Annotated in this window: 13 protein-coding genes and 1 tRNA gene; 5 read left to right on the top strand and 9 right to left on the bottom strand. The window is 60.6% G+C overall.

Translation table 11 applies throughout. The features are described 5' to 3' along the window. Positions 1-102: 102 nt before the first annotated feature. From AC1DIJ_RS08105 to obgE, 4 genes are read right to left on the bottom strand one after another with little or no spacing between them, the layout of a single operon-like run. Positions 103-687 (bottom strand): nicotinate-nucleotide adenylyltransferase, encoded by a 585-nt coding sequence (locus AC1DIJ_RS08105; RefSeq protein WP_477831369.1) that lies wholly within the window; start codon positions 685-687, stop codon positions 103-105. A 37-nt stretch (positions 688-724) separates the two neighbouring features. Further along, a complete protein-coding gene (locus AC1DIJ_RS08110; protein ID WP_112385943.1) occupies positions 725-2,008 on the bottom strand; it encodes a glutamate-5-semialdehyde dehydrogenase in 1,284 nt (427 codons plus the stop codon). Next, positions 2,001-3,170 carry a glutamate 5-kinase gene (gene proB / locus AC1DIJ_RS08115; RefSeq protein WP_112385942.1) on the bottom strand — a complete coding sequence of 390 codons (1,170 nt, stop codon included), beginning with the start codon at positions 3,168-3,170 and terminating at the stop codon, positions 2,001-2,003. Before proB ends, AC1DIJ_RS08110 begins: the two co-directional genes overlap by 8 nt. After that, entirely contained in the window at positions 3,157-4,239 is a 1,083-nt protein-coding gene (gene obgE / locus AC1DIJ_RS08120) for a GTPase ObgE (protein WP_112385941.1), read from the bottom strand. Before obgE ends, proB begins: the two co-directional genes overlap by 14 nt. An 83-nt stretch (positions 4,240-4,322) precedes the next feature. On the opposite strand from obgE, the gene AC1DIJ_RS08125 reads away from it, so the two are divergent. Beyond that, the gene (locus AC1DIJ_RS08125; RefSeq protein WP_112385940.1) at positions 4,323-5,186 is read left to right on the top strand and encodes an endonuclease/exonuclease/phosphatase family protein; all 864 of its coding nucleotides are present in this window, start codon (positions 4,323-4,325) and stop codon (positions 5,184-5,186) included. A 40-nt stretch (positions 5,187-5,226) separates the two neighbouring features. Here AC1DIJ_RS08125 and AC1DIJ_RS08130 read toward each other — a convergent pair whose 3' ends face one another. The 4 genes from AC1DIJ_RS08130 to rplU form a co-directional block, all read right to left on the bottom strand. After that, positions 5,227-5,775: a GNAT family N-acetyltransferase gene (locus AC1DIJ_RS08130; RefSeq protein ID WP_112386070.1), complete on the bottom strand. Its 549-nt coding sequence runs from the start codon at positions 5,773-5,775 to the stop codon at positions 5,227-5,229. Between the two features lie 35 nt (positions 5,776-5,810). Then, positions 5,811-6,467, bottom strand: coding sequence for a GNAT family N-acetyltransferase (locus tag AC1DIJ_RS08135; RefSeq protein ID WP_112385939.1), 657 nt, complete (start codon positions 6,465-6,467; stop codon positions 5,811-5,813). Positions 6,468-6,591: 124 nt separating this feature from the next. After that, the gene (gene rpmA / locus AC1DIJ_RS08140) at positions 6,592-6,861 is read right to left on the bottom strand and encodes a 50S ribosomal protein L27 (protein WP_112385938.1); all 270 of its coding nucleotides are present in this window, start codon (positions 6,859-6,861) and stop codon (positions 6,592-6,594) included. A 37-nt stretch (positions 6,862-6,898) separates the two neighbouring features. Further along, a complete protein-coding gene (gene rplU, locus AC1DIJ_RS08145; protein WP_112385937.1) occupies positions 6,899-7,216 on the bottom strand; it encodes a 50S ribosomal protein L21 in 318 nt (105 codons plus the stop codon). 301 nt (positions 7,217-7,517) lie between these two features. Between rplU and AC1DIJ_RS08150 the strand changes: the two genes are divergently transcribed. From AC1DIJ_RS08150 to AC1DIJ_RS08165, 4 genes are all read left to right on the top strand, one after another. After that, positions 7,518-7,607: transfer RNA gene (locus AC1DIJ_RS08150), tRNA-Ser, on the top strand. Positions 7,608-7,871: 264 nt separating this feature from the next. Further along, positions 7,872-9,608 (top strand): EAL domain-containing protein, encoded by a 1,737-nt coding sequence (locus AC1DIJ_RS08155; RefSeq protein ID WP_112385936.1) that lies wholly within the window; start codon positions 7,872-7,874, stop codon positions 9,606-9,608. Between the two features lie 239 nt (positions 9,609-9,847). Beyond that, positions 9,848-10,831, top strand: a complete 984-nt coding sequence (gene galE / locus AC1DIJ_RS08160) for a UDP-glucose 4-epimerase GalE (protein WP_112385935.1) — start codon at positions 9,848-9,850, stop codon at positions 10,829-10,831. A gap of 8 nt (positions 10,832-10,839) precedes the next feature. After that, positions 10,840-12,360 carry an alkaline phosphatase family protein gene (locus AC1DIJ_RS08165; RefSeq protein WP_477831370.1) on the top strand — a complete coding sequence of 507 codons (1,521 nt, stop codon included), beginning with the start codon at positions 10,840-10,842 and terminating at the stop codon, positions 12,358-12,360. 5 nt (positions 12,361-12,365) lie between these two features. Here AC1DIJ_RS08165 and AC1DIJ_RS08170 read toward each other — a convergent pair whose 3' ends face one another. Then, the gene (locus AC1DIJ_RS08170; protein ID WP_112385933.1) at positions 12,366-12,875 is read right to left on the bottom strand and encodes a DUF1993 domain-containing protein; all 510 of its coding nucleotides are present in this window, start codon (positions 12,873-12,875) and stop codon (positions 12,366-12,368) included. Positions 12,876-13,139 lie beyond the last annotated feature (264 nt).

The raw sequence follows: 13,139 nt of genomic DNA on the forward strand, positions 1-13,139 counted from the left end.
TGGATCGGCAACACTCCTCCTCCCAGTTGTCGATCAAGTTTATGAAGCCCGACGGATCCTCCCCCGTCGGGCTTTTCATTTCTGCTCTTCTCACAACTCGGATTATTCGGCGGCCTTGCGGATCGCGGTCGAACTCAGCGCCGAACGTGGCCCATGAATGAAGGTCCAGGCAGGCGCCGGTTTTTTCCAGAGCGCTCTTGCATCGTCTTCATCGACACGCGCGTAGTCGAAGGTCTTCGCCATCTTCGACGACAGGAAGGACAGCGTCGATCCCGGGCGGTCGATGACGGCGATCGGGAAGGTCTTTGCGATATCCTGCCATTTCTGCCACTTGTGGAATGTCTGCAGGCTGTCGGCACCCATGATCCAGACGAAGTGAACATGCGGATTGCGGGCTTTCACCTTCGCCAGCGTGTTGGCCGTATAGCTGATCCCCAGCGCCTGTTCGAAAGCCGTGACCTTGATATGCGGATCCGGCGCGATCGCTTCGCTGAGGGCGATGCGTTCGGCCAGCGGTGCCAGGTGATTGCGGCTCTTCAATGGATTGCCGGGCGTAACCATCCACCATAGCTGATCAAGCCCGAGACGGCGGATGGCGATCTCGGCCACCAGCGCATGGCCCTGGTGCGGCGGATCGAAGGACCCTCCGAAAAGACCGACGACCATGCCGCGCTCGGTGTGCGGCATGCGAAGATAGTGCCGGTCTAGTCCTTCTGGAATCACGTCAGGGCCGCGTCTGTCCGGTGCCGCGAACGCGGTATTTGAAGGAGGTCAGCTGTTCGACGCCGACAGGGCCGCGGGCATGCATCTTGCCGGTGGCGATGCCGATCTCCGCGCCCATGCCGAACTCGCCGCCATCGGCAAACTGGGTCGAGGCATTGTGCAGCAGGATGGCGGAATCGATCTCGGTGAAGAAGCGCTCGACGACATCAGAGTCTTCGGCAAGCACTGCCTCGGTGTGGTTCGAGGAGTATGTCTGGATGTGGTCGATCGCGCCCGATATGCCGTCGACGATGGCAACCGAGATCACCGCGTCGAGATATTCCGTCGACCAGTCCTCTTCCGTTGCCGGTTTGGTGCCGGGGATAGCATCGACCACTGCCGCGGAGCCGCGAATCTCGCATCCGGCGGCAGCCAGCGCTTCTAGCAACGGCTTCAGGTGGGTACCTGCCACCGCTTTATCGATCAGCAGGGTTTCCGCAGCGCCGCAGACGCCGGTACGGCGCATCTTGGCGTTGACGATGATGTCTTTTGCCATGGCGAGATGGGCGGATTTATCGACGTAGACGTGGCAAAGCCCTTCGAGATGGGCGAAAACCGGCACGCGGGCCTCGTTCTGGACGCGAGCGACAAGGCTCTTGCCGCCGCGCGGGACGATGACATCGATCGCGCCTTCCAGGCCGCGCAGCATGGCGCCGACGGCCGCCCGGTCGGTGACCGGTACGAGCTGGATGGCGTGTTCGGGCAGCCCGGCTTCCTTCAATCCCTCCACCAGGCAGGCATGGATTGCCTGCGAGGAACGGCGCGAATCTGAACCGCAACGCAAGATGACGGCGTTTCCGGCCTTCAGGCATAGCGCGCCGGCATCGGCGGTCACGTTCGGGCGGCTTTCGAAGATCACGCCGATGACGCCGAGCGGCGTGCGGGTGCGCTCGATCTTCAGGCCGTTCGGCCGGTCCCAGGCGGCGATGATTTCGCCGACAGGATCCTTGAGTGCGGCAATGGTGCGGATGCCTTCAGCCATCTCGGTGACGCGCTTGTCATTGAGCGTCAGCCGATCGACGAAGGAAGCCAGCAGGCTGCCGCCTTCGACATCCTTCAGGTCCTTGGCGTTCTCCGCCAGGATATGCGCCTTGTTCCGAAGGATCGCATCGGCCATGGCATTCAAGGCCTTGTTCTTGCTTTCGGTGGAGGCAAAGCCCAACGGTCGCGCTGCAGCCTTTGCCTTGCGGCCGATGTCGTTCATCAGCACGTCAATGTCAGGGCTCTGCGCAACCGTATCAAGCATAGCTTGCGTCCTTCTTCTGCCTTTCGGATTTCGAACTTATCTGCGCCGTCATCACCATGTCGTCGCGGTGGATCATGGCGGCGCGGCCGGGATAGCCGAGGATCTTCTCGATCTCGGCCGATTTGCGCCCGGCGATCTGGCGGGCCTCGTCGGCATCGTAGCTGACAAGGCCGCGGGCAATCTCGCGTCCGGAGGGGCCGATGATCGCCACGGTATCGCCGCGGCTGAAAATGCCGTTGATCTTGCGGACACCGGCAGGCAGCAGGCTCTTGCCGGCGCCAAGCGCGGTCATAGCGCCTTCATCGATATGCAATTCACCAGCCGGCTGCAGCTGCCCGGCGATCCAAGTTTTGCGGGCTGTGACGGGTGTCCCTGAAGGCGCGAACCACGAGGAGCGCGCGCCGCTTTCAATGGCGGATAGCGGGCTATCGGTCTTGCCCGATGCGATGATCATCGCGCAGCCCGAGGTCGTCGCGATCTTGCCGGCGTCGATCTTGGTGCGCATGCCGCCGCGCGACAGCTCGGAAGCCGCTCCGCCCGCCATGGCTTCGATCTCCGGGGTGATTTCGGCGATCGTCTCCAGGAATTTCGCCTCCGGATCGAGATGCGGTGGCGCCGTATAGAGACCATCGATGTCGGAGAGCAGGATCAGCAGGTCGGCCCCGGTCATGGTCGCGACGCGCGCGGCGAGCCGGTCGTTGTCGCCGTAGCGGATTTCGCTTGTGGCGACCGTGTCGTTTTCGTTGATGATCGGTACGGCGCCGATCTTCAGCAGCTGGTTGATCGTGGCGCGGGCATTCAGATAACGGCGGCGCTCTTCGGTATCGCCAAGCGTCAGCAGGATCTGCCCGGCGACGATCTCATCATGGGAGAGGCTTTCGGACCAGGCGCGAGCCAGCGCAATCTGGCCGACGGCTGCGGCTGCCTGGCTCTCTTCGAGCTTCAGGGCGCCGGAGGGAAGATCGAGAACCGAACGGCCAAGTGCGATAGCGCCCGATGAGACGACGAGAACGTCAGCGCCCTTTTTCTTCAGCGCCGCGATATCGGCGCACATGGCGTCCAGCCAAGCCTTCTTCAAACCCGTCTTGCGATCGACGAGCAGTGCCGAGCCGATCTTGATGACGATGCGGCGATGGCGATCCAGAGACTTACGCGTTGTCATCCGTTTCGCTTTCCTCATCGGAGGCCATATCGCGGTGACGAAGCTTCGGTGCCTTTGCGATCTTTTCAGCCGATCCGGCATTGGCCTCGGTAATGATTTCGCGCAGGGCGCGCAGCACCTCGGTCATGCCCTTGCCGGTCGCCGCCGAAATCTGGAACGGCGTGCGGCCGCAGGCCTTGGCGAGTTCCTTGGTCTTCTTCTTCAGCGTCTCGTCATCGAGCACGTCGATCTGCGACAGCGCGACGATCTCGACCTTCTCGCCAAGCTCCTGGCCATAGGCTTCGAGCTCATGGCGCACGGTCTTGTAAGCCTTGCCGACCTTCTCTTCCTGCGCGGAGACAAGATGCAAGAGAACGCGGGTGCGCTCGACATGGCCGAGGAAGCGGTCGCCGATGCCGACGCCCTCATGGGCGCCTTCGATCAGGCCCGGGATGTCGGCGAGGATGAATTCCTGTCCGTCGACCGTCGCGACGCCGAGGTTCGGGTGCAGCGTTGTGAAGGGATAATTGGCGATCTTCGGGCGTGCGCGGGTGACGGACGCCAGGAAGGTGGACTTGCCGGCGTTCGGCATTCCGACCAGACCGGCATCAGCAATCAGCTTCAGCCGCATCCAGATGGTCTTTTCCTCGCCTTCGAGGCCAGGATTGGCCCAATCGGGCGCCTGGTTGGTCGAAGACTTGAAATGCGCGTTGCCGAAGCCGCCATTGCCACCTGCCGCGATGCGGAAGCGCTGCCCCTCTTCGGTGAGGTCGCAGATCAGTGTCTCGCGGTCTTCCTCGAAGATCTGCGTTCCGACGGGTACCTTGAGCGTGACGTCGCTGCCGTTGGCGCCGGTGCGGTTGCGGCCCATGCCGTGGGTCCCGATCTGCGCCTTGAAATGCTGCTGGAAGCGGAAATCGATCAGCGTGTTCAATCCGTTGACCGCTTCGGCCCAGACATCGCCGCCGCGTCCGCCGTCGCCGCCATCCGGTCCACCGAATTCGATGAATTTCTCGCGACGGAACGACACGCTGCCGCCACCGCCGTCTCCGGACTTGATATAGACCTTTGCTTCGTCGAGAAATTTCATTTTACTTCCAGTACCGGTGGCTATTAACGCGCCTTATTCGCCGCTTTCGATATAGGCGGTTCATGCGGAGGTCAAAGAATATCGTGAAGTTTGCGAGCTATAACATACAGTACGGCTTCGGTCTTGATGGGATTTACGACCTTGGCCGCATTGCGGATAGTCTCGAAGGGGCTGACGTCATCGCGCTGCAGGAAGTGACCAGAGGCTCGGAATCGAACGATTTTGCCGACATGGTCGCCGATCTCGCGGCGCTGTTTCCCGACTATTTCTGGGTCTATGGCGCGCCCTTTGATCTGCATGTCGCGGCTGGTGAAAGCGGCTTTCCGCCCCGCGGCACGCGCTTCCAGTTCGGCAACATGATCCTGTCGCGCTTTCCAATCCTGTCCTCGCGCACGCATCTCCTGCCGCGCAGCCGCACGGTGTCGAAGCTCAATCTGCAGCGGGGGGCGACGGAGGCGCTGATCGACATTCCCAACCGGCCGCTGCGCGTCTATTCGGTGCATCTCGACCATGTTTCGGTCGATGAGCGCATTGCCCAGATCCGCCATCTCAACGACCGGATCAATGGTTTCCGCCTCGAAGGCGGTGCCGTCAGCGGTGCAGGCGAGCTCGATTTCGAGGAGCTGCCGCTGCCGGAGGATTACGTCGTCATGGGCGATTTCAACATGGTGCCGGAATCGCCTGAATATTGCGCGCTTGCCGGCGCAAAGGACGGATATTACGGGCGCGTTCCGCGTATAGGCACGCCTGTCGATGCGCTGGCGGCGCTCGATGGCTATCACCCCAAAGGCTACAGCTGGATGGATCCCAAGGATCACGGAAAGCGGATGCATCTCGATTACTGTTTCGTCAGCGGCGGGTTGGCAGGCAGCCTCAAGGCCGCCCATGTCGATACGGATTCGGTTGGTTCGGATCACTTCCCGGTCTGGGTCGAGATCGAGGTATAGAAAACGCCGCGGCATTCCTGCCGCGGGGTTTCAGTCTCAGTCAGGCGGCCTTGACGCTTTGAAGCGCGCCAGGCTGGAGGACGGTTTCGACATGCGACACCATGGTGTTGCGAGCGAAACTGTAGATCTCCGAGCACCCGCTCATGCGGAAGCCGAGCTTTTCCTGCAGCCGCAGCGAGGCGGGGTTATCGGCAAAGACGCCGGAGTGAACGGGCATCTCCGGCATCCGGCGCGAAAACCGCTCCAGCACGCCGGCGACCGCTTCGCTCATATAGCCGCGCCGCCAGTAGTAGCGGTTCAGCCAGTATCCAAGGTGCCAGCGCCCGTGGCGAAGCTCAACGGAGACCATGCCGATATGGGTATCGTCTCCGCTGGTGATCGCCAGATGCCAATCCTGCAGCCGCCCAGAGGTGACTGGAACCAGCCAATCCAGGGCGTCCTGCCGGTGGTAGGGTGCCGGCACGCGCGCCAGCATTCTTGTCACCGCGAAATCGCTCAGCGATCCGGCAATGGCATCGGCATCGCTCAGCCGGTGCGGGCGAAGCGAAAGCCTGGCGGTGCCGATGACGGGAACAGCGCCCGGTGTCATCGGCTGGACCTTTTGGCGGTCGAGAAGGGCTGCGCTCATGACAGTGCCCCCCAGCTTCTCAGCGACATCCAGGTCTTGCGGTCGAGCCTGTACCATTCGACCGGGACGTTGGATCCGAGCGCTAGCGACGCGGCAAGACCCGAGCCCTGGAACTGGAAGCCGCACTTCTGGATGACGCGGCGCGACGCGACGTTGGTCACCCGGCAACGGGCGTCGATCTGGTCGACGCTTTCGCGGGTACGGAACACCATATCGACTAGCGCGTGGCAGGCCTCCGTGGTGTAGCCCTGCCCCCAGAAGGGTTCGCCGAGCCAGTAACCGATCTCGACGGTGCGTCCATCGGCATGCGGTTCCACGCCGCAGCAGCCCATAAACGCGCCGTTTTCGGCTTTGGTAATCGCATAGACGCACTTGCCGATCTCGCCATTCGCCGTTCGACGTACAAAGTCGGCGGCATCATTGGCGGTATACGGGTGCGGCATGCGCGATACCATTGTGGCGACTTTGGCGTTGTTGGCGAGATGGGAAAGGGCGTCAATGTCTTCCACGTGAGGCGCGCGCATGACGAGCCTTTCCGATAACAAGACAGGGCAATCGGTCCTTAACCGCTCCGGCCTCAGCCGCTCCTTGGGAGACCTCTGGTCTTCCCGGGGTGACCTTGATTGGTCGACCCTGATCAGTTCGCCTTGCATGTTCAGTCCTCCTTATGGACAAAGAAAAAGGGGAGATGGCGCCCCATCTCCCCTGTTTTCTGGACTGAACCTGATACGCTCAGCCGGGTCGATGAGACGCCGGCTGTTTTAGAGCGCTACCGGCTTATTCCGCTGCTTCCGCTTTCGGCATTACAGATACGTACACGCGACCATTGGCCTTCGTTCGGTAGTCTACATTGCCGTTCGTAAGCGCAAAAATGGTGTGGTCCTTGCCGAGGCCGACATTGGCGCCCGGATGCCACTGCGTACCGCGCTGACGCACGATAATGTTGCCTGCGATGACGGCTTCGCCGCCGAACTTCTTCACGCCAAGGCGCTTGGACTGAGAGTCACGACCGTTGCGCGACGAACCGCCAGCTTTTTTGTGTGCCATTGGATTTCTCCTTTAAACCTTAGTTGCCCGAAACCGATTACTTGGCTGCCAGGATGTCCGTGATGCGGACAACCGTGTGATGCTGGCGATGACCGCGCGAGCGCTTCGAGTTCTGACGGCGGCGCTTCTTGAAGGCGATGACCTTCTTGCCACGGTTCTGCTCGACCACTTCGGCCTTGACGGATGCGCCCTTGACGAAGGGTGCGCCGATCGCTGCATCGGCGCCTTCGCCGATGACGAGTACTTCGGTGAATTCAATGGAGTCGCCAGCGGATGCTTCAAGCTTCTCGATGGTCAGCACGTCGTTTGCTGCCACACGGTACTGCTTACCGCCGGTCTTGATGACTGCGAACATTTTTTAATCCTTTCATGTTCGATCCAGCTCTCCCTGCAAACCGCAGGTGGCTGTCTTCTTATCAGTCTGTGTTAAGCAGGGATTTCGGGGCTGAACCCCAAATTCTGTCTGCCGGTGAAACCTCACGCGAGCGCGAGGCGGGCAAGGCACGGACTTTTCCACGCCTATTGCGGAGGCGGGATAGACGAGTGTCAAAAATCTGTCAAGGCAGAAGGATGAAAAAGCGTCGCAATTTCGTCTTGCCAGCCCGTGATTCTATCGCTAAGAGACAGCCCGCGCTTAACGGCGTCAACCAGACCGCGGAGAGGTGGCAGAGTGGTTGAATGTACCGCACTCGAAATGCGGCGTGCCTGCAAGGGCACCGTGGGTTCAAATCCCACCCTCTCCGCCATCATTTTTCTACATTCAGTTTTGGCCTTGCGGTCACACGCGTGAACTTACTGTTCGCTGCGACGAGGGCATTTTGCCTTGCAAGGCAGCATTCCAATTGCCTCTCCGGACGAACCCATCCCATCTCGTAATCTTCGAAATCCTGACGATCACTCGCTCAAGAATTGCAGACGGTTGCAAAAAATCGAGGGTGGAACTCGGGAGAATGGCTTCAGTATTTCCTAAGCAATAACCGGCATAGTGCTGCAAAAGAGGCCGGAACGCAGTGGAAACGAAACTAACCTGGACGAACAACGAACTGGAAGATCTGGTTCGGCAGCTCAATATTGCGCTCGAAGCCTCCGGCATCGGTATCTGGCAGCATAACCTGTTGAAAAACCAGACACGCTGGGACGAGCAGCTGCAGAGTATCTACGGCATCAACAAGGGTTTGCTCGACGTCGTCTGGCTCGAAAGCGTTCATCCCGACGATTGTAGCCGCGCCAGTGCATTGTTCGAGGAGGCGATCAGGAATAGGAGCGACTATGCTTCCGAATTTCGCATCATCCGCCCGAATGGTGCTGTGCGGCATATACGGTCGCGCGCAAAGTATTTCGTCGATGGCCAGGGAGAGCCGTGTTTCATAGGGGCGGAATGGGACGTCACTGAAGATGTTCTGCGCAACGAGCAGCTTGCGCGCGAGCGCGAGGCCGCCGACAGCAGCCGCGCCGATGCGCGCTACGCCGCCGATCACGACTATCTGACCGGGCTTTTGAACCGGCGGGCATTCGACGAGGCTTTTGCAGCTCTTGGGCGTGAGGCGGGCCGGATCGTATCCGTCTGTCATATCGATATCGATCGCTTCAAGGATATCAACGACCGTTTCGGCCATGCCGGCGGGGACCAGGTTCTTCGCCATGTCGGTTCGCTGCTGACGGCCTGTGTGGGAGACGGCGAGATCGCCGCCCGGCTTGGTGGCGACGAGTTCGTCATCGTCTCGCATCATCTTTCGCCAGGCAGGGATACCGGGATCGTCCGCGATCTGCGCCAGGCTCTGCGACGCCCGCTCGACATAGACGGCGAGCCCTTTGTCATCGAATGTTCGATCGGCCTGGCCAGCGCGCCCTCTGATCAGCTGGCATCGCTGCTCGCCTCCTCGGACCTCGCGCTCTATGAGGCCAAGCGGGGCGGCCGCAATCGCGATGAGCTTTTCTCGCCGTCGCTTGCCAACAAGATAAACGCTGAAAAGCAGCTGCTGCAGGAGTTGAAGACGGGTCTCCGGGCCGGCGAGGTTGTTCCTTACTATCAGGTCCAGGTCGATGCGCGCAGCTATGAGATCTGCGGCCTGGAAGCGCTCGCCCGCTGGGAAAGCGCCAAGGGTGTCAGAAGCCCGGCGGAGTTTCTGCCACTGGCGGCCGCTCACGGCCTGATGGAGGCAATCGACGATGCGATCCTGCAGCGCGCCCTGTTCGACATTAACCGCTGGTCGCTGGCGGACCTCGATGTGCCGCGGGTTTCCGTCAATCTGTCGGCAGAGCGTCTCGCCGATCCAAACCTGCCGGCCAAGGTCAAGCAGCTGCAGATCCCGCCGGGACGCATCAGTTTCGAGCTGATCGAAACGATCTTCTTCGATAGCCTGAGCGGCCAGGTGAAGCGCAATATCGATAAGATCCGGGAGTGCGGCATCGACATCGAGATCGACGATCTGGGCTCCGGCCACGCCTCGCTGCTCGGTCTGGTCGAACTGCGTCCCAACCGGGTGAAGATCGATCGCCAGCTGGTGCTTCCGGTTCTGGAAAACGAGACCCAGCGGCGGCTGATCGGCTCGCTGATCGATATCGCCCGGTCGCTCGATGTCGAGATCGTTGCCGAGGGTGTCGAGACGATCGCCCATGCAGAAGTGCTGGCGAAACTCGGTGCCGACATTCTGCAAGGCTATGCCTTCGGCAGGCCGCAGCCGGTTTCTGCCATCACATCGCTGCTGCAAAACGCTGCAATAACTCCGCGCCGGAAAGCGCTATAATCTCGGCTGTATTCGGATTGCCTTTCAACGCCGTGCGCGCCACCAATTTTCGCTCTGGAATCGCTCAGAGCGAGCTCGCTCCTCCGCTAAAATCCCAAAACGTTACCGCACGACGCGCCTGCGCAGAGCTTTGTTATGCGTGTTTTGCTGCCCTGCAGCATCGGTTTTGCAATTCCCCTTTTTCTCGCCGTTTATCTCCTCTAGGGTTCCCTCATCCGAGACGGCGATAGAGGTGGTGAATGGCAGGTGAAACTGTTCTGGTGGTCGGCGGCGCCGGCTATATCGGCTCGCATACGTGCCTGGATCTGGCCAATAAGGGCTACAAGCCCGTTGTCTTCGACAATTTCTCGAACGGGCATCGGGAGTTCGTCAAATGGGGGCCGGCCGAGGAGGGGGATATTCGCGACCGGGCCCGGCTGGATGAGGTGCTCGCCAAGCACAAACCTTCGGCGATCCTGCATTTTGCGGCACTGATCGAGGTGGGTGAATCGGTCAAAGATCCAGTCGCCTTCTATGAGAATAATGTAATCGGTACGCTGACGCTGCTGTCGGCCGCGCAGGCGGCAGGCATCAATGCCTTCGTGTTTTCCTCGACCTGCGCGACCTATGGCCTGCCACAGAGCGTGCCGCTGGATGAGACGCACCGGCAAGTGCCAATCAATCCCTACGGGCGCACCAAATATATTGTCGAGCAGGCCCTGGCGGATTATGACCAGTATAAGAGCCTGCGCTCCGTCATTCTGCGCTATTTCAATGCTGCGGGTGCCGATTTCGACGGTCGGATCGGAGAATGGCACGATCCGGAAACCCATGCGATCCCGTTGGCGATCGATGCGGCGCTCGGCCGCCGCCAGGGGTTCAAGGTGTTCGGCAGTGACTACGAGACCCGCGACGGCACCTGTGTACGCGATTACATCCATGTACTCGACCTTGCCGATGCCCATGTGCGGGCGGTCGAATATCTGCTGCGTGGCGGCGATTCCGTGGCGCTCAATCTCGGAACCGGGACCGGCACGACGGTGAAGGAGCTGCTCGGGGCGATCGAGGATGTCTCGAAACGGCCTTTCCCGGTCGAGTATATCGGCCGCCGCGAGGGCGATTCGCACACGCTGGTCGCCAATAACGACAAGGCGCGGGATGTGCTCGGATGGGTGCCGCAATATGATCTGTCCGAGATCATTCAGTCAGCCTGGCGCTGGCATTCCCGAACCAATCAGCACTGAGGCGTGCCTTGCCGAAACGTCAGAATATTCTGCTGATCACAGCTGACCAATGGCGCGGCGATTGCCTTTCGGCGGCCGGTCATTCTGTGGTCAGGACGCCGCACGTCGATGCGCTCGCCGCTCAGGGCGTTTTGTTTCGCAATCACTTTGCGGGAGCCGCGCCATGCTCGCCGGCGCGGGCGACACTCTATACCGGTCTCTACCAGATGAACCACCGGGTGTGCCGTAACGGCTCGCCGCTCGACCGGCGGTTCGACAATCTGGCGCTGGCGGCGCGGCGCGCGGGCTACGACCCGACGCTGTTCGGCTATACCGATACGGCTCCTGACCCGCGAGCGCTCGAGGCCGGCGATCCGCATCTGACCAGCTACGAAGGGCTGCTGCCGGGATTTACCGCGCGCCAGCTGCTGCCGGAGCATGAGAAGCAGTGGTTGTCCTGGCTGCGGTCGCGCGGCCATGCCGATGCCGTCAGCCGCGACATTCATATTCCAGTCGGCGCGGGGGCAGGGGATATTTCGGCCGCGGGCACGTCCTATTCGAAGGATGAGACCCAGACAGCGTTTTTAGCTGGCGAATTCATCCGCTGGCTGGGCGAGCAGGATAGTCCGTGGTTTGCGCATGTTTCCTTCCTCAGGCCGCATCCGCCCTTTTCGGTGCCGGAACCTTATGGCGCGATGTACAAGCCCGGGGAAGGGCCGGTCTTTTCGCGCGGACCGTCGGCGCAGGATGAGATGCAGGCGCATCCCTACCTCGACTACGCAATGCCGCGGGCCTCGAAAGGCAGTTTCATTTCCGGTGCCGAAGGTGCGGTGAATGACTGGGGTGCTCAGGATTTCGATGCCATCCGGGCGATCTATTACGGAATGATTTCAGAGGTCGATGCGCAGCTTGGACGTATCTTTCAATCTCTGAAAGACGCCGGAACGTGGGAGGATACCGTCATTGTCTTCACCTCCGATCATGCCGAGATGATGGGCGATCACTGGACGCTGGGGAAGGGTGGCTTCTTCGACGGCGGCTATCATATCCCGCTCGTCATCCGCGATCCGCGGGCGGCTGCAAAAGGCGTGTCGGTCGATCATTTCACCAGTGCGGCCGATATTTTCCCAACGTTGTGCGAGACACTCGGCGCGTCAGCGAAAAACGGCCTCGACGGCAGATCGCTTCGCCGATTTCTTGATGCGAAACCGGTCTCAGACTGGCGCGATGCGGCTTTCTGGGAGTTCGATTTCCGGGAGATCGCCAGCGGCGATGCGCAGGCGCATTTTGGCTTGTCGCCCAACCGGTGCAATCTTGCCGTGATCCGCGACGATCATTTCAAGTATGTGCATTTTGCCGCCCTGCCGCCACTGCTTTTCGATCTGAGGGCCGATCCGATGGAGCTTCGCAACCTTGCCGGCGATCCGGCTTACACGCAGGTGCAACTCGCCTATGCCGAGCGCCTGCTGTCGCTGCGGGCGAGCCATCTCGACCAGACGCTCGCCTATACCGAGCTCACGGAAAAAGGGCCGGTGTCCTACCGGCCCTGAGTGCCTCAGCCGAAGCTGCCGAGATAATCCATCTTGCCGACCGGGGCGCCCTGGTTGCGCAGGATGGCGTGCGCCATGGCAATGTGGAAATAGAAGTTCGGCAGTACGAAGGCAGCAAGATATTCTTGGCCGCTCAGCGTTATCGTCTTGCCGCCGAGGGAGCGCGTCACTTCGCTCTTCTCTGTGCCTTCCAGCATCTCGGGCGTGACTGTGGCGAGGTAGGCTTCCGCCTTTGCCAGGCGTTCGCGAAGGTCGGCAATCGTCGTTTCGTTGTCTTCGAATTTCGGCGCGTCCGTTGATGTCAGACGAGTGATGCCGAATTTGGCGCTATCCGTGGCGCGCTGAAACTGGCCTGAGAGCGGCATCATGTCCGGCGCCAGCCGCGCATTCACCAAGATACTGGAATCAATCCCTTTTTCCTTCGCGTAGGCTTCAGCCTTGTCGAGATAGGTGCTCAGCGTCTTCAGGCCGCGCTGAAAGATCGGAACGGTGAGCGTGTACATGGAAACGGACATGGAAATCTCCTGGAGCAAAGGGATCAGCTTGGTGCTGAGGCCGCATATCTAGGCGCGGCTGATGACGATTGCATCAGCACGTCTCATGCTGTCGCAGATTTTTCCGGCCAGCAGTTGCGTTCGGCATTGCTTTAAAAAGAGTTGACGTCGCCGCAGGAAAATGGAATGAATATTCCGTCAGGCAAATTTTACGGTTTGTTTGTTCCGTTTTGACGGAGCCGCCTCACGGGAGTGGCGGTCAACTGGAATTAAGGCTTTTGGGCT

The organism is Rhizobium sp. 10N427, assembly GCF_056394605.1.

Excerpts from the sequence above, each read along its gene's own strand:
- AC1DIJ_RS08110 (WP_112385943.1), bottom strand. The coding sequence starts at position 2,008 with ATGCTTGATACGGTTGCGCAGAGCCCTGACATTGACGTGCTGATGAAC.
- rpmA (WP_112385938.1), bottom strand. The coding sequence starts at position 6,861 with ATGGCACACAAAAAAGCTGGCGGTTCGTCGCGCAACGGTCGTGACTCT.
- obgE (WP_112385941.1), bottom strand. The coding sequence starts at position 4,239 with ATGAAATTTCTCGACGAAGCAAAGGTCTATATCAAGTCCGGAGACGGC.
- AC1DIJ_RS08130 (WP_112386070.1), bottom strand. The coding sequence starts at position 5,775 with ATGACACCGGGCGCTGTTCCCGTCATCGGCACCGCCAGGCTTTCGCTT.
- AC1DIJ_RS08105 (WP_477831369.1), bottom strand. The coding sequence starts at position 687 with ATGCCGCACACCGAGCGCGGCATGGTCGTCGGTCTTTTCGGAGGGTCC.
- rplU (WP_112385937.1), bottom strand. The coding sequence starts at position 7,216 with ATGTTCGCAGTCATCAAGACCGGCGGTAAGCAGTACCGTGTGGCAGCA.
- AC1DIJ_RS08170 (WP_112385933.1), bottom strand. The coding sequence starts at position 12,875 with ATGTCCGTTTCCATGTACACGCTCACCGTTCCGATCTTTCAGCGCGGC.
- proB (WP_112385942.1), bottom strand. The coding sequence starts at position 3,170 with ATGACAACGCGTAAGTCTCTGGATCGCCATCGCCGCATCGTCATCAAG.
- AC1DIJ_RS08135 (WP_112385939.1), bottom strand. The coding sequence starts at position 6,467 with ATGCAAGGCGAACTGATCAGGGTCGACCAATCAAGGTCACCCCGGGAA.
- galE (WP_112385935.1), top strand. The coding sequence starts at position 9,848 with ATGGCAGGTGAAACTGTTCTGGTGGTCGGCGGCGCCGGCTATATCGGC.